Source organism: Flagellimonas sp. 2504JD1-5 (assembly GCF_053618295.1).
Map to the genome: position 1 here is coordinate 571764 of NZ_JBSIOU010000001.1, position 20918 is coordinate 592681.

11 protein-coding genes are annotated in these 20918 nt (G+C 39.5%); 9 read left to right on the forward strand and 2 right to left on the reverse strand.

Going from position 1 to position 20918, the window contains the following annotated elements; translation table 11 throughout:
- Positions 1 to 19 precede the first annotated feature (19 nt).
- Both ACULLG_RS02610 and ACULLG_RS02615 read right to left on the reverse strand, forming a co-directional pair.
- Positions 20 to 1369, reverse strand: coding sequence for a sensor histidine kinase (locus ACULLG_RS02610; RefSeq protein ID WP_452125211.1), 1350 nt, complete (start codon positions 1367 to 1369; stop codon positions 20 to 22).
- Positions 1369 to 2733 carry a sigma-54-dependent transcriptional regulator gene (locus tag ACULLG_RS02615; RefSeq protein ID WP_452125212.1) on the reverse strand — a complete coding sequence of 455 codons (1365 nt, stop codon included), beginning with the start codon at positions 2731 to 2733 and terminating at the stop codon, positions 1369 to 1371. Before ACULLG_RS02615 ends, ACULLG_RS02610 begins: the two co-directional genes overlap by 1 nt.
- 201 nt (positions 2734 to 2934) lie before the next feature.
- Here ACULLG_RS02615 and ACULLG_RS02620 point away from each other — a divergent pair, with 201 nt between their 5' ends.
- The 9 genes from ACULLG_RS02620 to ACULLG_RS02660 all read left to right on the forward strand — a co-directional run bounded on the left by ACULLG_RS02620 (position 2935) and on the right by ACULLG_RS02660 (position 20906).
- The gene (locus ACULLG_RS02620; protein ID WP_452125213.1) at positions 2935 to 4275 is read left to right on the forward strand and encodes a TolC family protein; all 1341 of its coding nucleotides are present in this window, start codon (positions 2935 to 2937) and stop codon (positions 4273 to 4275) included.
- Positions 4276 to 4319: 44 nt separating this feature from the next.
- Positions 4320 to 5570 carry an efflux RND transporter periplasmic adaptor subunit gene (locus ACULLG_RS02625; RefSeq protein WP_452125214.1) on the forward strand — a complete coding sequence of 417 codons (1251 nt, stop codon included), beginning with the start codon at positions 4320 to 4322 and terminating at the stop codon, positions 5568 to 5570.
- A 70-nt stretch (positions 5571 to 5640) separates the two neighbouring features.
- A complete protein-coding gene (locus ACULLG_RS02630) occupies positions 5641 to 6336 on the forward strand; it encodes an ABC transporter ATP-binding protein (RefSeq protein WP_452125215.1) in 696 nt (231 codons plus the stop codon).
- A 38-nt stretch (positions 6337 to 6374) separates the two neighbouring features.
- The gene (locus ACULLG_RS02635; protein ID WP_452125216.1) at positions 6375 to 8759 is read left to right on the forward strand and encodes an ABC transporter permease; all 2385 of its coding nucleotides are present in this window, start codon (positions 6375 to 6377) and stop codon (positions 8757 to 8759) included.
- 47 nt (positions 8760 to 8806) lie between these two features.
- Positions 8807 to 11179: an FtsX-like permease family protein gene (locus tag ACULLG_RS02640; protein ID WP_452125217.1), complete on the forward strand. Its 2373-nt coding sequence runs from the start codon at positions 8807 to 8809 to the stop codon at positions 11177 to 11179.
- Between the two features lie 44 nt (positions 11180 to 11223).
- Positions 11224 to 13659 (forward strand): ABC transporter permease, encoded by a 2436-nt coding sequence (locus tag ACULLG_RS02645; RefSeq protein WP_452125218.1) that lies wholly within the window; start codon positions 11224 to 11226, stop codon positions 13657 to 13659.
- A 49-nt stretch (positions 13660 to 13708) separates the two neighbouring features.
- Positions 13709 to 16120: an ABC transporter permease gene (locus ACULLG_RS02650; protein WP_452125219.1), complete on the forward strand. Its 2412-nt coding sequence runs from the start codon at positions 13709 to 13711 to the stop codon at positions 16118 to 16120.
- 50 nt (positions 16121 to 16170) lie between these two features.
- The gene (locus ACULLG_RS02655) at positions 16171 to 18585 is read left to right on the forward strand and encodes an ABC transporter permease (RefSeq protein ID WP_452125220.1); all 2415 of its coding nucleotides are present in this window, start codon (positions 16171 to 16173) and stop codon (positions 18583 to 18585) included.
- Between the two features lie 11 nt (positions 18586 to 18596).
- Positions 18597 to 20906, forward strand: a complete 2310-nt coding sequence (locus ACULLG_RS02660) for an ABC transporter permease (RefSeq protein ID WP_452125221.1) — start codon at positions 18597 to 18599, stop codon at positions 20904 to 20906.
- Positions 20907 to 20918: the final 12 nt, after the last annotated feature.

The window sequence follows — 20918 nt, forward strand, 5'->3', positions numbered from 1 at the left end:
ATACGGTTTCCATACTGGTTTAATTGAACGTCAATCTAAAAACAGTTTCCCGGTCGGGTATGGAATGAACTTTTAAATTGCCCCCGTGCATTTGCATTACCCGCTTGGAAAGACTTAGTCCAATCCCAGTACCTTCATTTTTTGTCGTGAAAAAAGGAACAAAAATCTCGTCCATCAAATCTGGTGGAATTCCAGGTCCGTTATCCCGTACTTCAATATATTTCATGCCGTCATTATCCACGCCAGCAATCATATGCACTTGCCCTTTTTTCATTTCTTTTACAGATTGAATTGCATTTTTCCCCAAATTGATCAACACTTGGGTTATCTGTTTTTCATCAATAAAAAATTCGAGATTCTTCGGGGAACAGTGCACGGAAAATTTGGTTTTGGTATCCAAACGAGCCGACATTAACACATCTATCTTTTCGAGCAATCCAGCGCCATCGATAATCGCTCGGTTGGGCTCTGGAACATTCAATAAGCTGCGGTACGATTGCACAAAATCCATCAAATCCCCGCCCTGTTCCTTGATAACTTCCAATCCTTTCAACGTGTTTTTTATCTGACTTTCATCCAACTTTTCCATAGGAACTATCTCCCCATTATTGCGATAATATTTGATAATGGAGTCCGAAATTGAAGCAATGGGCGTTATCGTGTTCATGATTTCGTGTGTGAGCACACGTATCAATCTTACCCATGATTCTGTTTCTTTTTCATCCAATTCTTGGTGAATATCTTGCACCACAACCAAAAGCAATGATTTTCCATCCAACATAAGCGGTGTGGATTTTAGCGCCAATTGATTTTGTTCCCTTTCGTTGGTCAATTGAAACAGTTTCCGTTCGAAAGGTTGAAACGTTTTAAAGACTTCATACAGCTTCTCATCAACTTGCGCCAACTGTTTTATATGGTTCAAGGGGGTATAGTTGAGTAATTTTTCAAGCGTTGGGTTGGCAAAAAGAATATGCCCTTTGTCATTAAAGGTCATGATGCCAATACTGGCCTGTTTTAAAATTTCCTGATAATATTGTTCTTTTATTTGTAATTGTAAATGGACCTCTTGAATCAAATCATTGACCCGATTCAAACTTTTATTAAGCTCTTTAAAGGATTCTATGGATACTTTCTCTGGAAACCGTAATGTAAAATCTTCATTGCGGATGGCATCAAAAAAATAGGCAATCTTGCGGTTGGTACTATTTATGAATTTAATCAGATAGTATACCTGTACTCCAAGAAAAAAGACAGAAAAAGCTAAGGTGAAGTACCACTTCCAAACAATGGAAAAAGCAAGCACCAATGCCGTCAGGGCAATTAAAAGCACCCGAAAAATTACCTTAAAGTAAAAATTTCTACTTGCCATTATTTGTTTCTTTTCTTCAGTTTATTGTATAGCGTTTGTCTTGAAACACCTAGTTGCTCAGCCGCCGCACTATAATTTCCATCGTGTTGGTCCAGTGCTTTGGAAATCATTTGCTGTTCCATTTCATCCAAAGTGGCAGGGCCGTGTTCAAAAGATTGTGAAGGCTTGCTGTGCAACAAAAAATCGGAAGGTTTTAATACGTTTCCTTCGGAAAGGATTACCGCCCGCTCCATAGTATGTTGCAATTCACGAACATTACCTGGCCATTGGTATTCCATCAGCTTTTCCTGTGCCAAATTGTTGATGCGAAGACCTTGTTTGTCATATTTGTTGGCAAATCGTTTTAGGAAAAAATCGGCGAGAATAAGAATATCTCCTTCCCGTTCCCGTAAAGGTGGCACTTCTATATGAATGGTATTGATCCGATATAAAAGGTCTTCCCTAAAAAGTCCATCGACGACCATCTGTTCTAAATTACAATTGGTGGCACAAATTAAACGGATGTCGACATTGATGAGCTTGTTGGACCCTACCCGGGTGACAGATTTATTCTGGATGGCCGACAACAACTTGGCCTGTGTTTGTAGCGATAAGTTGCCCATTTCATCCAAAAACAACGAGCCCTGGTTAGCGGCCTCAAACTTTCCGGCGCGATCTTCTTTGGCATCGGTAAAGGAGCCCTTAATATGTCCGAAGAGTTCACTTTCAAATAAGTTCTCAGCTATGGACCCCATATCCACTCCAATAAACACTTCATCTTTTCGAGAAGACAATCGATGCAATTCTCTTGCAATCAATTCTTTTCCTGTGCCATTTTCACCAGTAATTAAAACATTCACATCGGTTTTGGCCACTTTTCTCGCAAGATTCAGCACGGAAGTCAGTGCTTTGGAATTGCCAATGATAAAATTCTTGTCTTCATTGATCACTTGCTTTAAATGACTCTCCTTCTTTTTGAGGTTATGGATTTCCTGTTTTGACTTTCGGTATTCGTAAGCAGATTTTACAGTCGTCAACAAGCGTTCGTTATTCCATGGTTTTAAAATAAAATCGGAAGCTCCTTTCTTTAGGGCTGTAACCGCTAGATCCACCGCTCCGTAGGCGGTCATCATTATTACAGAGGTGTTTGGGGATTTCTTTTTTATTTCGTTCAGCCAAAAAAGCCCTTCATTTCCGGTATTTACGCCAGCGGAAAAATTCATATCTAAGAGCACTATGTCTATTTCACCCAAATTGGGAAATGAAGAAATCTGATTTGGATTAAAAAGGGTCTGAACGCTTTTGTACTCAAACTGCAAAAGAATCTCCAATGCACTCAATACACTTTTGTTATCGTCTACCACCAAAATCTTGGCATCTGTCATAAGGCTCAAAAACTTAGATGGTTAAAACTACAAATTGAAATCATTAAATATTTGCAAGTGTAAAATAATTGGACATTTTTTGTACAAAAATTTTACACTATTTCGATGTAACATTCTTCAATAGTAATTTAATGTTCTGATTATCTGGATGTTATCTCTTTGGCATAAGAATGGTGAATAGTTTGGCACAGTAAAAAGACCATGACATTTAAAATATACATAACCGCACTTATTTTTTTGATTTCCCTTTGTGGATTTTCACAAAAAGTTTGGACTTTGGATGAGTGCGTTGCCTACGCCATTGAACACAATCTTCAGGTAAAAAGTACTTTGTATACTAAGGATTCCAGCAAAGAAACGTATAGACAATCCGTAAGAAATTTATTGCCCAATATTAATGGATTTAGCTCTTATACAATTCAATTCGGTAGGTCTGAGGATCCAAATACCAACGATTTTGTAAACACGGAGTTTTTCAGAAACAACTACTCCTTGGGAACAAATCTGGATGTCTTCCAGGGTTTTCAAAAATTGAACTCGATTAAGGCTTCCAAATTTATTTACAAGGCCACACAGGAAGAAGTCATGCAAGAAAAGTTTTTGTTGGCTTTTAGGGTAATGAGTGCTTTTTATGACATTAAGTTTTACGAAGGCTTGGTGGCCAATTCCCTGGAGCAGCAAGAAATCTCTCAATCTAATTATGATCTGGTCAAAAGACAAGTGGATTTAGGAATGATGGCGGGAGCCGATTTGTACGAGGCGGAATCCAATTTATTGGGCGATAAACTTTTGGTGACCCAAAATAAAAATCTGCTTGCCATTGCCAAACTCACTCTACTTCAAGAAATGAACCTGAATGAAGAAAGTGATATTACACTGCAGCCAAGTTTGGATGCCTCAGAGGAAATCAGCAATCAAGAAATTGAGGTCGATTCCCTGTATAATGTAGCACGAGGTTTTGTCCCAATTGTAAAATCACAGGAATTTCGTGTGAATGCAGCCAAAAAACAGTTGCAGTCTATTCGGGGGGGTCTATACCCTTCTCTTTCATTAGTTGCTGGTATAGGAACCAGTTATTTTGAAACCAACGTTGACACTGATGGAAATCTTATTCCCTTTAGAACACAACTCAAAGACAACACTTCAAAATTTGTGGGTGCGGAACTTAGTATTCCTATTAGTAATGGTTGGTCTAATCGATCTCGGGTAAAACAGCAAAAAATTGCCTACTTACAGGCCAAGAACAATCTTGAAATCCAAGAGCAGGAACTGTTTCAATTGTTGCAACAACTGGTGCAGACCAATCGAGCCTTGGAAGATGAGTTTGAGCAAAGCAAAAAAAAGGTGCAGGCCCAAGAGTTGGCCTTTGCCATCGCACAAAAAAGATACGAGAAAGGATTGATCAATGCCTTGGACCTTTTCCAGGCCAAGAATTTGTTCGGAGTAGCACAAAATGAAAACTTACAGGTGGGCCTAAGGCTTAAAGTGAACAAAAGCACTATCGATTTTTACAACGGACTGCCCATTTTTAACATCAACTAAAAAGAAATTTCCATCTACGTGGAAATGAAAAAATAAAATAAAGAATGGATATACAATTAGAAAAGAAGAAAGGACTAAAACCAAGACACTACGGGTACATAGTCGTGGGTTTGCTGGTCTTGTTCACCGGTTATAAGCTTATCTTCGCAAGCTCAATTTCCACATATAGAACGGAAAAAGAACGTCTTTCCATCGCTGAAGTGACAGAGGGTAAATTTGACGATTACATTACCATTAATGGTAACGTCGCTCCCATTGCTACCATTTATATGGATGCTTATGAAGGCGGAAGGGTTTCCGAAAAACTGATTGAGGAAGGTACCATGGTCAAAAAAGGAGACATCATCCTGAAATTGGAAAACATGGGACTTTATGAGCAGATTTTGGCAAGTGAAAGTAATCTCGCCCTAAAACAAAATGATCTACGTTCCACCAGACTTACTTTCGATTCTAGACAAGTTGAAGGGAGAAGATCTTTGGCCACAGCCGAATATGACCTACAACGTCTAAAGCGAAACTACGAGCAGAACGAAGCTTTATTTAAAGAAGAGCTTATTTCCAAGGAAGAATACCTGCTGTCCAAAGAAAATTATGAGCTTTCCAGAAAACAACATGAGATTGTAAAGCTTCAGACTGAACAAGACAACGAAATGAGGAAAACCTCTCTGGCTGGACTTGACACGGACCTGACCCGCATGAAAAAAACATTGTCCATGGTCTATGAACGCTTGGATCACTTAAATGTAAGAGCGCCCGCTGACGGCCAATTGGGTTTTTTGGATGCCGAAATAGGGCAGAGCATTTCGCAAGGAGAACGTATTGGCCAAATCAATGTATTGACCGATTTTAAAATTGAAGCAGAAATAGATGAACATTACATTGATCGTGTAAAACGTGACCTATCGGCAACCCTGGAACGAAATGATAAAGAATATCAGCTTCGTTTACGTAAAGTTTATCCTGAAGTGCGCAGTGGAAGATTTAAAGTGGATTTGGTTTTCACGGGTGAAAAACCGGAGACCATAAGAGCAGGTCAGAGTTATAATATCAGGTTACAACTGGGTGCTTCCAGTGATGCTTTGTTATTGCCAAAAGGAGGGTTCTTTCAAAGTACAGGAGGGCAATGGGTTTTTGTTGTTGGAACTGATGGTAATGAGGCTTTGAAGAGAAACATCAGAATCGGTAAGCAAAACTCCAGATTTTTTGAAGTCTTGGACGGATTACAACCAGGTGAAACCGTAATTACAAGTAATTATGACAGTTTTGGAACCGCAGAAAGAATAGTATTAAAATAAAAAAGACTGTCACAGAACGTGTGGTCGGAGTGTCTTTAAAATATGAATCAAAACGAATAACAATCAGAAAATGATACAGATAAAACAGCTTAAAAAAAGTTTTAGAACAGAAGAAGTAGAAACCTTGGCCCTTAACGGGGTAAACCTCAACGTTGCCGAGGGTGAATTTGTGGCCATTATGGGCCCTTCGGGATGTGGGAAATCAACCTTGCTCAATATTATTGGCATGTTGGACAACCCAACTGATGGTAGTTATCAATTTGCCGGTCATGAGGTAAGCGGACTTAAAGAAAGCCAGCGCACCCAATTGCGAAAAGGAAATCTGGGTTTTGTATTCCAAAGTTTTAACCTCATTGACGAGCTAACGGTTTACGAAAATGTGGAATTGCCCTTGATCTATTTAAAAATGAGCAAAGCTGAACGAAAAAGTAAGGTAACTGCGGTTTTGGAGCGAATGAAAATTGCGCATCGCGAAAAACATTTTCCACAGCAACTTTCTGGTGGACAGCAACAGCGTGTCGCCATTTCAAGAGCGGTGGTAACCAACCCAAAATTAATCCTTGCGGATGAGCCAACCGGTAATTTGGATTCCAAAAACGGAATCGAGGTCATGAATCTGCTTACAGAACTAAATCAAGAAGGAACCACCATCGTAATGGTAACACACTCAGATCGGGATTCACACTATGCACATAGGGTTGTGAACCTATTCGATGGTCAAATCGTAACAGAAAGCAAGAATAGGGAAATAGGCGCCATGGTATAAAGGAGTTTATTCATCAATCACAATCAAAAAACAAAACCATGTTCAAGAACTATATCAGAATCGCTTGGCGAAACCTTTTAAAAAGGAAAGTATTTACAGCCATAAATATTTTAGGCCTTGCCATTGGGTTTGGGAGCAGCGTTCTAATCTATTTGTTCTTAAGCTATCATCTTTCTTTCGATAATTTCCATGCAAATTCTGATAGAATCTATAGGATGGTCACTGAAGAACACCGGGATTACATCGACTTTGAATCAACTGTGCCCCCAGCGTTTACAAAAGTGTTCCGTGAAGAGTATCACTACGCTGAAAAGGTTGCAAAAATCACAACCTGGAGCGATAATCAGTTGAACATTGAATTTGAAAACCATGTTGTTCAAGTAAAAGAAGATGTGGTTTTTGCTGAACCTGATTTTTTCAGCATTTTTAATTTTCCGCTCTCTGAGGCTTTGACGGAACGGTCGTTGGATGAGCCCAATACGGCCTATATAAGTCAGAACATGTCTGAAAAATTGTTTGGCAAACAAAATCCGCTGGGCAAAACCTTTGTTTTTGACAATTCGGAAACCATTGAGGTCATCGGTATTCTAAAAACTATTCCAAATACTTCCATGATTGAAGAAGGCATTTTTATTTCCTTCAAAACACTGGAAGGGCTTAATGTTTTTGATGGATTGGAGACCTGGTCAGGAATGACCTCTAGTTTGGAATGCTTTGCGCTGCTACATCCAAACCAAAATATCGCAGATATTGAACATGCCTTGTTGGAGCTTCCAAAAAAGCATCGTCCAAGTAGTAAAAACAAACATGTTTATAAGCTTCAACCCTTATCCGATGTCCACTTTAATCCAAATTACGGTGGAATTGACCCCGCCCTTCTATGGATTTTTGGACTGATAGGCCTTTTCCTAATCCTTATTGCCTGTATCAATTTTGTGAATATTTCAACCGCTCAAGCTTTTTATCGATCTAAAGAAATTGGGGTTCGCAAAGTACTTGGAAGCTTTAGATCACATCTGTTTTGGCAATTTTTGACAGAAACATTGGTCATAAGTCTTTTTGCCATTGGGCTTGGAGTTATCCTGGCGGTTTTATTTCTTCCCTCGTTTAACAACTTATTTGATTTAGACCTGTCCATAAAACAACTATACAATATTCGATTTTTTGGATTTCTGACCTTGGTGTTGATTATGGTTTCCCTTTTGTCCGGCAGCTATCCAGGAATCTTAATGTCACGCATAGTTCCCGTATTGGCTCTAAAAGGAAAACTTACCCATAGGGACACCGGTGGAACAACAACACGAAAAGTGTTGGTCATAGCCCAGTTTACCATATCCATTATCCTTATTGCCTCTTCCTTGATCATTTCCAAACAGATAGATTATGCGGTGAATTCGGATCTTGGTTTTGAAACCGAATCCATTGTAATGCTCAATATTCCTACGGATATGGACGCCGTACAACTTAAAAGCCTAAAGGGAAGGTTTAATCAGCTCACAGGTGTTGAGAAGGTTTCGGCCTGTTTAAGTAGCCCTGGAGGTTCTGAAAATACCTGGGGCACTGGCGTAAAATACCACAATCGTCCCGAATATGAAGAATTTGGAATCTTGGCAAAATTGGGCGACATCAATTACCTCAATGTTTTCGATATACCCCTGGTAGCAGGCAGGAATTTTTTTGAAAATGATTCCATTACCGAAGTGGTTGTCAACGAAAAATTCGGGAAAAAACTTGGGGTACTCACTCCCGAAGAGCTTATCGGAAAAAAATTTGAAGCCAATGGGGGGTATATAAATGCAACCATTGTTGGGGTAATTGAAGATTTTCATGATAATGATTTCACGGAGGATATAAGCCCCATATTTTTAGCCCAAAATCCTGATTGGTATGATGAGATAGCTGTAAAAATCAACACTCAAAATGCATCTTCCACTCTAGGTCAAATTAAGGACATATGGTCTGAAACCTTTTCAGATTATATTTACGAATATCGCTTTCTAGATGAGCGGGTGGCCGAACAATATGAGACCGAACAACGCTATCTTTCACTTTCAAAAGTGTTCTCTGGCCTCGCCATTTTTATCGGTTGTTTGGGCCTATATGGCCTGATCCTATTCTTTGTTGGTCAACGCACCAAAGAAATAGGGATTCGAAAGGTGTTGGGTGGTAATGTAGGGAATATTTTGGCCTTGTTCTCGGCAGATTTCTTTAAACTAATATTAATTGCTGGAGTATTTGCAACTCCTATCGCATGGTATTTTATGGAGCAATGGCTTCAGGAATATACCTATAGAACTGAGATACATTGGTGGGTTTTTGCCCTTGCCATATTGTCCATTATGGTTATCACATTGTTAACGATCAGTTATCAAACCTTGAAAGTGGCCATTGCCAGCCCTGTTAAAAGTTTACGAACCGAATAAACCGAACCTGTGCTGAGCGCAGTCGAAGCATCAAAAAACGAACACTCATGTTTAAAAACTATTTAAAAACCGCCTGGAGAACATTGCTCAAGAACAAGGTGTATTTGTTCATAAACACAATTGGTCTGTCCATAGCCATTGCCGTATCCTTTTTAATGCTTCTCTGGGTTTTTGATGAGTCCAGTGTAGATAAATTTCATGAAAAAGACGATCAACTTTTTTTGGTAAAGCGGACAATTCCGTTGGGAGAAGGTGTTTTAGATGTTCATCATGGCATCGCGTATCCCCTATTAAGGACAGCAAAGGAAGAACTTCCAGAAGTAGAGGATTATATCACACTTGGGTCAACCTATGAGGACAACCTTCGCATTGAAAACACTGATTTTAGGGCTCCCGGAGCATTTACCAATGCCGCACTTTTCAAATCTTTTTCCTATCCCGTTCTGCTGGGAAACATAGAAACGCTTGACGAAAAACCAGAGGCAATAGCCATTTCCGAGCGGTTGGCCCATAGATTTTGGGGTGATGAATGGCCCGAAAAGGCACTTGGAAGCCCTGTTCATATATATGACAATGGCGATTTTGCCGTGGAAGCCGTGTACCAAAATTTCCCTGAACAATCTTCCATTCAAAATGATTTTTACTATAGCATCCAAAAGTACCTTGGAGAAAATGACTGGATGTTGGAATGGGGAAATAGTGGTATGCAGGGTGCGCTTTTATTAAGACAAGATGCAGATGCAGCGGAAGTTGCCAAGAAAACCCAAGAGATTTTTCAAGAAAACATAACCGGTGAGTTTAAAGAGGGTATAATCTTTCAAAAGTTTTCCGAAAATTATCTAAATAACCGCTTTGATGAACAAGCTCAGGTTGTGGGAGGGCGTATAGAATATGTCCGAATTTTTACTTTGGCAGCCATTTTTCTATTGGTTATTTCATGTATAAATTTTATAAATCTCTCTACAGCATACGCCACCAAAAGATCTGGTGAAATAGGCGTAAGAAAAGTTGTGGGCGCCAAAAAAAACATGCTGGTCGGCCAGTTTTTTATGGAGACTTCCATCATTACTTCTCTTGCTTTTTTAATGGGTTTGTTCATCTCAATGTTCCTTTTGCCTTCAATAAACACCCTTACAGGTAAACAACTGGCTATTGATATCACTAGTCCTCAATTATGGCTTATAGTACTTGGGGTTTTTACATTTACAACACTTCTTTCTGGGGCATATCCTTCCTTAATTATTTCTTCATTTAAACCTATTGAAGCCCTCAAAGGAGTTGGCAAGGAACAGAAGAATACCATTTCTTTACGAAAGGGATTGGTAGTACTTCAATTCTCTTTGTCCATCCTCTTGATTATTTCTGCTTTGGTCATTCAAAACCAAATAGATTATGTGAACCAAAAAGATTTAGGCATCACAAAAGATCATATGGTCTCCATACACCAAGATCAAGTTATTACAGCAAAATATCAAACACTAAAAAACGAGCTCATGGCCTCTCCAGGCGTTGAGGATGTTACTTTGGTAGGACCATCTCCTCTAGAAACACCTGCTTCTAGTAGTGGACTTGTATGGCCGGGGAAAACGCAGGAACAGGAAAATATTGAATTTGCCCTTTTATGGACAGCACATAATTTCCCTACTGCATTTGATATCCCGATACAAGATGGGGATTATTATCGAGAAGGCACACAAGACACCTTAAATCTTGTAATCAATGAGGCAGCGGCCAATTTGATGGAATTGGGAGAAAATCCCATTGGAAAAACTATACAGTTTTGGGGAGACCAAAGAACTATAATCGGAGTGCTCAAGGATTTTCACAATAGATCATTTTATGAGCCCATACAGCCGGCGGTATTTATGTTGGCGCCAGAAAATGCAGGTACTATGTTTATAAAATTGGATGGAGCAAAAACCCAAGAAGGACTTGCCTCGGTACAGATGGTTTTCGAAAAAGTATTGCCCGACACACCCTTGCATTACGACTTTCTGGACGAAGAATATGCCGCAACCTACAGAACTGAAATGTTGACTGGAACCTTGGCCCGATATTTTGCAATCATTTCAATCTTACTATCCTGCCTTGGGTTGTTTGGTCTTGCAACATTTATGGCCAAGCAGCGGACCAAGGAAATTGGAATTCGAAAAGTGTTGGGGGCGAGCATTAATAATATTACAGTTTTGATTTCCAAGGATTTTTTAAAGCTGATTGCTTTGGCAATAGTAATTGCATCGCCTTTGGCCTATTATTTTATGAATGAATGGCTAAGTGATTTTGCATATCGAATTAACATCCCGGCCTGGGCTTTTGGGCTAGCCGGAGGGTTAACGCTTCTTGTCACTTTACTGACCATAGGTTTCCAAGCAGTAAAGTCTGCTATGGCCAACCCTGTAAACAGTCTAAGAACGGAATAACAAATCATCTTTGCTGATTGTTTCAGCATCAAAAAAAGAACATCATGATAAAAAACCATTTTAAAATAGCTTGGCGAAGTTTAAAAAAACAGCCCTTTTTTACGTTTTTGAACATTTTTGGGCTTGCCATAGGTATCGCTGGAGGTCTTCTTATCTCTTTATACATTATCGATGAACTGAGCTACGATACCATGTTTGCGGATGCTAATCGCATCCATCGAATAAATGCTGACATTAAGTTTGGTGGGGAAGACCGGAAATTTGCCGTTAGTCCTGCTCCAATCGCAGAAGCAATTGACAATGACTTATCCGAAGTAGAACTTACCACAAGATTTCGAACACGAGGGAGTACCTTAATGAAACGCTCCGATACAGAGGTCAATGTGAAAGAGCTCCAATCCACCTTTGTAGATTCTACCTTTTTTAAAATGTTTGGCATAAAATTGTTGGTGGGTGATCAAAAGACAGCATTATCCTCCCCGAACACACTTGTCCTAACCAGAACTGCAGCAGAAAAACATTTCGATATCAACAATGCCGTTGGTCAGACATTGGTACTGAACAACACCCAAACTTTTACGGTTACTGGGGTTATTGATGACCTGCCAAAAAATTCCTTTTTACGGGACCATACCGTTTTTATGGCTATGGCGGGCTACGAAGATTCCCGAATTGTAAATTGGGGGAGCAACAACTACCAAACCTTTATCAAACTAATTCCGACAGCCAATGTGGCGAACATTCAAGAACCGTTGCGTGATTTTTTAGGAAAATATGTAATTCCTGGTGTACAACAATTTATGCCGGGCATTACCGAAGAGCAGTTCAAGGCTGCCGGCAATCATCTGATATACAGTACAATTCCTCTAACGGATATTCACCTGAATTCGGATAGAGTTGCCGAGATAAGTCCAAATAATAACATTCAAAGTATTTATATACTTTCTTTCATTGCTGTTTTTTTATTGGTTTTGGCCTGTGTAAATTTTATGAACCTGTCCACCGCTTATTCGCTAAAAAGGGCCAAGGAAGTAGGGGTCAGAAAAACTTTGGGTTCCAATAAGACGGATTTGATTCGGCAGTTTTTGGTAGAATCTGGGTTGGTTTCTTTTGGAGCCCTCTTAGTTGCCATTCTAGTAGCAATTATTGCCTTGCCATTTTTCAATGATTTGGCAAATAAAGATATAGCAATGCCCTATACAAGTCCTGTTTTCTGGTTGGCCTTATTGGTCTCCGGAATTCTTCTTGGTCTTTTCTCTGGAAGCTACCCGGCATTTTTTATGTCAAAATTTATCCCTGTTGAGGTATTAAAAGGGTCCAATAGCAATAGTATGGGAGGCAGTCGAGTAAGAAATGGACTTGTTGTTTTCCAATTTGCCATTTCCGTTTTTCTTATTGTTGGCACCTTGGTCGTTTATCAACAATTACAATATATCCAGAATAAAGACCTAGGTTTTTCCAAAGAACAGGTGCTGATTGTGGATGATGTATATACCCTTGGAAGCAAAAGGGCCTCATTTAAAGAAGAAGTCGGCAAATTGGGTTATGTGAAAAGTGCAACCTTGAGCAGTTATTATCCAACGCCTTCGTCAAGAAGTGACAGCACTTTTGCTCCAGAAGACGGATTGACCGATCAAGAGCAAGCTGTGAGCATGCAAACCTGGGGTGTAGATGAGGATTATATAAACACTCTTGGTTTTGAGATAATCGCAGGGCGAAATTTTGACAAACGTTTTAAAAATGATTCCACGAGCATTATCATTAATGAATCGGCCGTGGCGACCATTGGTCTTACCCCAGAGGAGGTTATCGGCAAGAGATATACCCCAGACCTTGGACAAGAAAATGCTACATTCTATAACGTTATTGGGGTGGTAAAAGATTTTCACTTTTCCCCTTTTCGAGATGATATAGAGGGATTAAGTCTACACCTAGAGGATTTTGCAGGTTCCATGGCTGTCAAACTAAGCACGGCTGATTTTCAAGCTGCAATAACAGGTGTTGAAGCTGTTTGGAACAAACTTGCCCCTGGTCAGCCCTTTGATTATTATTTTATGGAGGATTCCTTCAACAAAACTTATCAGGCAGAGCAACGATTAAGCCACATCTTTTTCATTTTTACCTCACTTTCCATCCTAATCGCCTGTTTAGGCTTATTTGGCTTGGCAGCTTTCAATGCGGAAAAACGAACCAAGGAAATTGGCGTTAGAAAAGTACTTGGTGCCAGTGTGGGTCAAATCACCTATAAGTTGACCCAAGATTTTCTACGCTTGGTTGCTGTTGGCATATTGATTGCCTTACCCATTGGATGGTTTGCCATGGATAAATGGCTCCAAGATTTTTCCTATCGCATATCCATAGGTTGGGAAGTATTTATAATCGCTCCTTTATTGGCTGTTACCATTGCCATTATTACCGTTAGCTATCAGAGCATAAAAGCAGCAGTGGTGAATCCTGTCAAAAGTCTAAGAACCGAATAAAAACATGGGGCTGTGCTGAGCATAGTCGAAGCATCAAAAACGAAGAATCATGTTTAAGAATCATATTAAGATTGCCTGGAGAAATCTACTTAAGAACAAAGTTTATTCATTTATAAATATTGGAGGCTTGGCCATTGGCATAACCGCTTGCTTTATGATTCTTCAATATGTAAATTTTGAATTGAGCTATGACCAATTCCATGCCAATAAGGATCGTATTTACAGGATCCAACAAGATAGGTATGACAACGGAAAGCTTTCCACCCAATGGGCAGGAGGGGCCTATGCTGCGGGTAATTCTTTTGCCCAAGAAATTCCGGAAATAGAAAGCTATGTGAAAGTTATTCCCTCTGAGAATATTATTGTTGAAGTTGATAATAATCCATTAAAAATCAATAAAGTATATTTTACACAAACTTCTTTTTTCGAGGTTTTTTCCTATCCACTGATTAATGGGAACGTCGAAAATCTTTTAGATGAACCCAATGCAGTTGTGGTTTCAGAATCCACCGCCAAACAAATATATGGCTCCATCGACGTTATTGGTCAAACACTCAATGTTAGTGGCGGAACCGATTATACCATTACAGGTATTTTTAAGGACATGCCAACCAACACCCATTTAAAAGCCAATATTCTTGTTTCATATCCTACTTATTTGAATATTATCGGGGATGATTCTCCAGATACTGCATGGGCTTGGGACGGTTGCCTTACCTATGTCCTATTGTCTCAAGGGGCGATTCCAAGTAATGTTGAGGCAAAATTTGTGCCCATAGTGGAAGCGCAAGTAGGTGAATTTTTACGAAGATTCAATGCCGGGGTTACTTACAGTCTACAACCGCTTACAGACATCCATTTAAAGTCCAATTATATGGAGGAGGCCGAACCCAATGGAAATGGTGGTACTGTGTATCTATTGTTGGGTGTTGCCCTTTTTATAATTGTTATTGCATGGGTCAATTATATTAATTTGGCCACGGCCAGGGCCGTAAGTCGGGCAAAAGAAGTAGGGGTAAGAAAATCGATAGGGTCTTTGAGAAAGCAACTTATAGCTCAGTTCTTTTTTGAATCTGCCCTGTTCAACGGCATTGCACTGGTATTGGCAGTACTACTCATGCTCATTACCATTCCTAGTTTTAATCAACTTTCAGGGCAACAAATGTCCTATACCTTATTCTCAGAACTTTATTTTTGGATAGGGCTAACTGCAATATTTCTTGTAGGGGTTTTTCTTTCAGGATCCTATCCGGCTTTTGTGCTATCGAGCTTTAAGCCCGTTGAAGTTTTAAAAGGAACCATAACCAGTTCAAATCAAGGTCAGGTTTTGAGAAAAGCCTTGGTGGTATTTCAATTCGCAGCTTCGTTATTCTTGCTAATAGGTTCTTATGTGGTCTATCAACAGATAAGTTTTATGCGCAACCAGTCTTTAGGAGTCAACATTGATCAAACCTTGGTTATTAAACCTCCCATCGTCTCCGATTCCACATTTACAAAACAAAAAGAAGCTTTTAAATCTTCCTTGTTGCAATATCCTTTTATTGACATGGCCGCGGTTTCATCTACAGTTCCCGGTCAAGATGGTGGGATCAACGCTGGAGGAATTCGATTGGTTTCTGAGGAAGAAAGCAAACAAAAACAGTATCGGTTCATGCGGGTCGACCACGATTTTATGAATTTATATGATTTGAAGTTAATAGCAGGACGTGGTTTTTCCAGAGAATTCGGTGCCGACAAAAACACTGTGGTTTTCAACCGAAAAGGTATCACCCAATTAGGATTTGATAATCCAGATGAAGCACTTGGAAAGGAAATAGAATTTTGGGGCAATCAATATACTATTGTTGGGGTTATTGAGAATTTCCACCAATTATCGCTCCGCGAAGCATATGACCCTCTTATCCTTTGTTTGGTTCCGGATGTTTATGGTTACTTCTCATTAAAAGTTCAATCGGAACAAGTGGCACAAACCATGGGCTTAGTGCAAAAGGAATGGGATAACTTCTTCCCCGGAAATACGTTTGAGCACTTTTTCCTGGATGATCATTTTAATGCCCAATATGTTAAAGACAGACAGTTTGGTAAAGTATTCAGTCTTTTTACCATACTGGCCATATTGGTAGCTTGTCTTGGGCTATTTGGTTTGGCGTCATTCACCACGCTTCAAAGGACCAAAGAAATAGGAATACGTAAAGTCCTAGGAGCTTCTGTACTTAACATTTTAAAGTTGCTTTATATGGAATTCGGGTTATTACTCATTATTTCATTTGTGTTGGCAATACCCTTGGCTTGGTTTATGGCCAACAACTGGTTGGAAACGTATGCCTTTAGTATTTCCATCCATTGGAGCTTCTTTGCATTGCCCTTCATGGTTCTGTTGGGTATTGCATTTTTAACCGTTAGTTTTCAATCGCTGAAAGCCTCACTGGCCAATCCCGTAAAAAGTCTTAGAACCGAATAAAATCATCAGCCTATGCATAGCGTAGTAGAATCATCAAAAAACGAAGAACCATGTTAAAGAACTATTTAAAAATCGCCTGGCGAAATCTCTCAAAAAACAAGTCGTACACCATAATAAATATCGGCGGGCTTGCTTTGGGAATGGCCGTAACGCTCATCATTGGGCTTTGGATGGAGGACGAGCTTACACACAATGGGTATTTTGAAAACAAAGCCCGTGTTGCACAAGTGTTCCAATCCCAGACTTTTAATAACCGCACAGGCACTGGACCGGCAATCCCACGACCTCTGGAGAATGCGCTTAGAGAAGGTTACATGGATAATTTTGAGCATTTGGTGATGTCTTCTTGGACAAATTCCATGTATCTGGAGTTTAATGAAACCAGTATTTCGAGGGAAGGAAACTTTATGCAAAGAGAGGCTCCAGAAATGTTAGATCTTAAAGTTCTAAAGGGTGAAAAGGATGGTCTCCGAGAAATTAATTCGATAATGTTGGCAGAAAAAACTGCCGAAACCTTGTTTGGGAATCAAGATCCCATTGGCAAAATCGTAAACGTGAACAATCAGTACGATATGATGGTCACAGGAGTTTATGAAAACATCCCTTTCAACAATTCATTTTACGATCTTAATTTTATTATGCCTTGGGATAAGTATACAACGACACAAGAGTGGGTCAGCAATGCTGAGGGGAATTGGGGGAACAATTCATTTCAAATGTTCGTTCAAATTCCTCCGAATAGTACCATGGAATCCATCTCTGCAACCATAAAGGATGTTAAGAAAAAAGCAGATGAGGAGGTTGCTGAGTTTAATCCACAGTTGTTCTTATTGCCCATGAAAGATTGGCACTTACGCTCCAATTTTGAAAATGGAAAGCAAGTTGGTGGACGGATAAAGTATGTTTGGCTGTTCGGAATTATAGGAGCCTTTGTGTTGTTTCTTGCTTGCATCAACTTTATGAACTTAAGCACTGCCCGATCTGAAAAAAGAGCAAAAGAAGTGGGTATTCGAAAATCCATTGGATCGCAACGCAATCAGTTGATAAATCAATTTTTAGGTGAATCCTTTCTTGTGGTTTTGTTTGCCTTTATTATTGCCATGCTGATCGTACTACTCTCATTGGATGGTTTTAATGAGCTCGCGCGAAAGGAAATCTCCTTTCCATGGAGCAAACCATTTTTCTGGTTGGCTTCTATTGCTTTTATTCTGTTCACTGCTTTGTTGGCAGGTAGCTATCCTGCAATGTATTTGTCATCTTTCAATCCTGTTGATGTTCTAAAAGGCACTTTCAAGGCAGGTAAACATGCTGGAACTCCTCGCAAGATTCTTGTGGTTTTTCAATTTACCGTCTCCGTTGCCTTTATCATCGGAACTGTAATCGTAATGCAACAGATAAACCATGCCAAAAACAGACCCATCGGTTATGATAAGGAAGGGTTGGTCCAAATTCCAACTTTCAGTAGGGATTTTACAGGCAAATATGATTTAATGCGTAACGAATTTTTAGCATCAGGAGCAATAATCGAAATGTCAAAATCGAGCAGCCCCACCACACGCATTTGGTCAAATAGAAGCGGATATACCTGGGAAGGAAAGCCAGAAGGATTTCAAGAGGATTTTGCCTGGACTTCAGTATCTGCAGAATATGCCAAGTCGCTCAATCTAAAAATTGTTCAGGGAAGGGATTTTTCAAGAGAATTCGCTTCCGATTCCAATGCCGTACTTCTTAACGAAACCGCTGTGAAGTATATGGGCATAATTGATCCTATTGGTAAATTAATGCGAGATTCCGATGAGGAAGATCCAGAAGCAGAAAATGTAAGTCCGCCTCTAAAAATTGTTGGAGTTGTTCAAGATATGATAGCGCAATCTCCTTACGAGCCTGTAAAGCAGGCCATGTACGTGTTTGACAAGGACGATCTCGGCAGCTATTACAATCTTCGGTTAAATCCAAAACAGAGCGCAAGTCAAAATTTGGCGATCATTGAGCGTGTTTTTAAGGAGCACTTTCCTGATTTGCCTTTTCAATTCGATTTTGTTGATGAGCAGTATGGTAAAAAGTTTGCGGCCGAAGAACGCATTGGCACCCTTTCAGGGATTTTTACAGCACTAGCTATTTTAATCAGCTGCCTTGGCTTGTTTGGTTTAACCTCTTTTGTTGCGGAACAACGAACCAAGGAAATAGGGGTCAGAAAAGTTTTGGGAGCGTCTGTCTTCAATGTTTGGAATATGCTCTCTAAAGATTTCTTGAAATTGGTTGTTGTATCCTGTTTTATAGCGGTACCCATTGCATATTACGTTATGAACGGCTGGCTTCAGGAGTATCCATATCGGGTGATTCTTGAATGGTGGATCTTCGCCCTTGCCATGGTCGGCGCCATGTTGGTTACGGTAATTACGGTAAGCTTCCAAGCGATCCGAGCTGCCAAAACCAATCCTGTAAAAAGTCTTAGGACAGAGTAATTTCAAACGCTATGTCAATTATCAATTCGTATTTAAGATATCTATTAAAGAATAAGCTCTATACGATAGTTACGGTTCTTGGTTTCGCGATTTCCATGACTTTCGTTTTGCTGTTGACCATCTACATTCAAGATGAATTGGCTGTAGATGATTTTCACGTCAACAAGAATCGTATATACCGACTGGAAAGTGAGGCCGTAGATTTTTCGCCGCCTATTGCCCAGGATCTGAAAAATAGTATCCCCGAGATTGAAAGTTTTTCCAGGGTTCTTGAAAGTGATGGAAGAATTTCAACGGCAGATAGCCAAAAAATCAAGTTTGATTATCTAGGTGTTGATGCTTCCTTTTTTGAGATTTTTTCCTTTCCATTATTAAAAGGCAGGCCTAATGAGGTGTTGCAAGTCTCCAATGGTATTGTATTATCAAAGTCAATGGCGTTGCGTCTTTTTGGAACCACTGATATTGTTGGCAAGCAAATTTCTGTCAATAGCAGCCATGATTTTACAATCACCGGGGTTATGGAGGATTTTGCCGAAAACACACATTTTACGCAACAAGATGCCATACTCAATTTTAGCGCCTTTAAACAATTATGGGGTTTCGAAAACATTTTGGAGGAATATGGGTTTGCTTCCATAAGCATTTATTTTTTGGCAAAGCCAAATACAAATCTTCCGGCAAAAGCACCTGAAATTTTAGATCGGTTCAAAAAAGACTATTGGTTGTATCAAGAGGGATGGGCAAGTACATTAATGTTTACCCCACTAAAAGAACTTTACTTTAGCCCTAAGGAAGGAAACGGAACAAAAAGTAATAGCAAAACATTAATAGTGGTCTTATCTATTATTGTGTTGCTCATACTCATATTGGCTATTGGAAATTATATTAATCTTACCCTGGCCCAAGCAACTTTCCGAGGCAAGGAAGTTGCCATAAAAAAACTGTTGGGAAGTTCCAAAAACAGCTTGCTCGTTCAATTTGTTAGGGAATCAATGCTTCTTACCTGTATTTCCCTTATTCTTTCCCTATTCCTTTTAAAGCTTATAGAGCCTGTTTTTAATTCCCTTTTGGATGTTCAACTAAATCTAAGCGATAAAATAGGTTTTTGGAATTTGCTGAAAATCGTCGCCCTATTTTGTTCCATAGGTATGTTTTCAGGGATTATTCCCGCACTTAAAATATCCGGTTTTAAGCCCATTGAGGTAGTTAAAGGGCAACTACGCAAGAAAGCAAAAACGGTTTATGGCAAGGCTTTTATTACTTTTCAGTATACGGTAACTATTGGGTTGTTGGCCTGTAGCTGGATCATTGCCAAGCAAACAGATTTCTTGCGAAATAAAGAATTGGGGTTCTCTAAAAACAATATCGTACAAATAGAATATCTGGGAGCGCTCAATGATAAATCAACCATTAAAAATGCTTTGCTGGAAATTCCAGGGGTTGAAGACGTTTCCTTAACCTGGCAAAGTCCTTTAAGCGGGGGTAGTAATCAAACTTTTGACTATAACGGAAAACCGATGAGTTTTCAAGAATTTGCCATTGACTCTTCTTTTTTTAATGTCTTTGATATTGCAATGACCCCAACCCAAGTTGCAAATACCACAAATGGCGTGTATCTGAACGAAGCGGCCATCCAGGCCTTGGAAATCAAAGGTGACCCGGTCTCCTTTAAAATGGAAGAAAACACAGTTCCCATTCTTGGTATAACAAACAATTTTAATTTCAACAATCTGAGACAAAATATCGGGCCTTTGATGATGAAGGATTTAGGAAATTTTTTCTACCCACAAAACATTTTTATACGAATAAATGGAAATGGTTTGTTCAAAACCTTGGATGAGGTAAGGAGCACTTATGCTGGTCTGTTGGACAACACGCCGTTCCAATTGAAGTTCGTGGATGAAACCATAAACCAGTGGTATGTGAAAGAAGAAAGAACAGGCAAAATAATCGGATACTTCACGTTACTCTCATTCATCATTTCAATGATGGGAATTATCGCAATGTCAGCTTTTTATATGCAACAACGCAAAAAAGAAGTAGGAATTAGAAAAGTAAATGGGGCAACCATAGGTCAGATTCTTTCCTTATTGAACAAGGATTATATTAAATGGGTGGGATTGGCATTTCTAATTGCTGCACCCATTTCATGGTTTGCTATGCAAAATTGGCTTCAAGGTTTTGCCTATAAAACCACCATTAACTGGTGGGTTTTTGCCCTAAGTGGTTTGATAGCACTTAGTATAGCCTTGCTTACAGTAAGTTGGCAAAGTCTAAAAGCAGCTATTGCCAACCCTGTTGAAGCACTTAGAGATGAATAAAAACTTAAAAAA

Bases quoted from the DNA above. Each gene is read 5' to 3' on its own strand.
- ACULLG_RS02620 (WP_452125213.1), top strand. From the start codon at position 2,935: ATGACATTTAAAATATACATAACCGCACTTATTTTTTTGATTTCCCTT.
- ACULLG_RS02655 (WP_452125220.1), top strand. From the start codon at position 16,171: ATGTTAAAGAACTATTTAAAAATCGCCTGGCGAAATCTCTCAAAAAAC.
- ACULLG_RS02645 (WP_452125218.1), top strand. From the start codon at position 11,224: ATGATAAAAAACCATTTTAAAATAGCTTGGCGAAGTTTAAAAAAACAG.
- ACULLG_RS02630 (WP_452125215.1), top strand. From the start codon at position 5,641: ATGATACAGATAAAACAGCTTAAAAAAAGTTTTAGAACAGAAGAAGTA.
- ACULLG_RS02650 (WP_452125219.1), top strand. From the start codon at position 13,709: ATGTTTAAGAATCATATTAAGATTGCCTGGAGAAATCTACTTAAGAAC.
- ACULLG_RS02635 (WP_452125216.1), top strand. From the start codon at position 6,375: ATGTTCAAGAACTATATCAGAATCGCTTGGCGAAACCTTTTAAAAAGG.
- ACULLG_RS02615 (WP_452125212.1), bottom strand. From the start codon at position 2,733: ATGACAGATGCCAAGATTTTGGTGGTAGACGATAACAAAAGTGTATTG.
- ACULLG_RS02625 (WP_452125214.1), top strand. From the start codon at position 4,320: ATGGATATACAATTAGAAAAGAAGAAAGGACTAAAACCAAGACACTAC.
- ACULLG_RS02640 (WP_452125217.1), top strand. From the start codon at position 8,807: ATGTTTAAAAACTATTTAAAAACCGCCTGGAGAACATTGCTCAAGAAC.
- ACULLG_RS02610 (WP_452125211.1), bottom strand. From the start codon at position 1,369: ATGGCAAGTAGAAATTTTTACTTTAAGGTAATTTTTCGGGTGCTTTTA.
- ACULLG_RS02660 (WP_452125221.1), top strand. From the start codon at position 18,597: ATGTCAATTATCAATTCGTATTTAAGATATCTATTAAAGAATAAGCTC.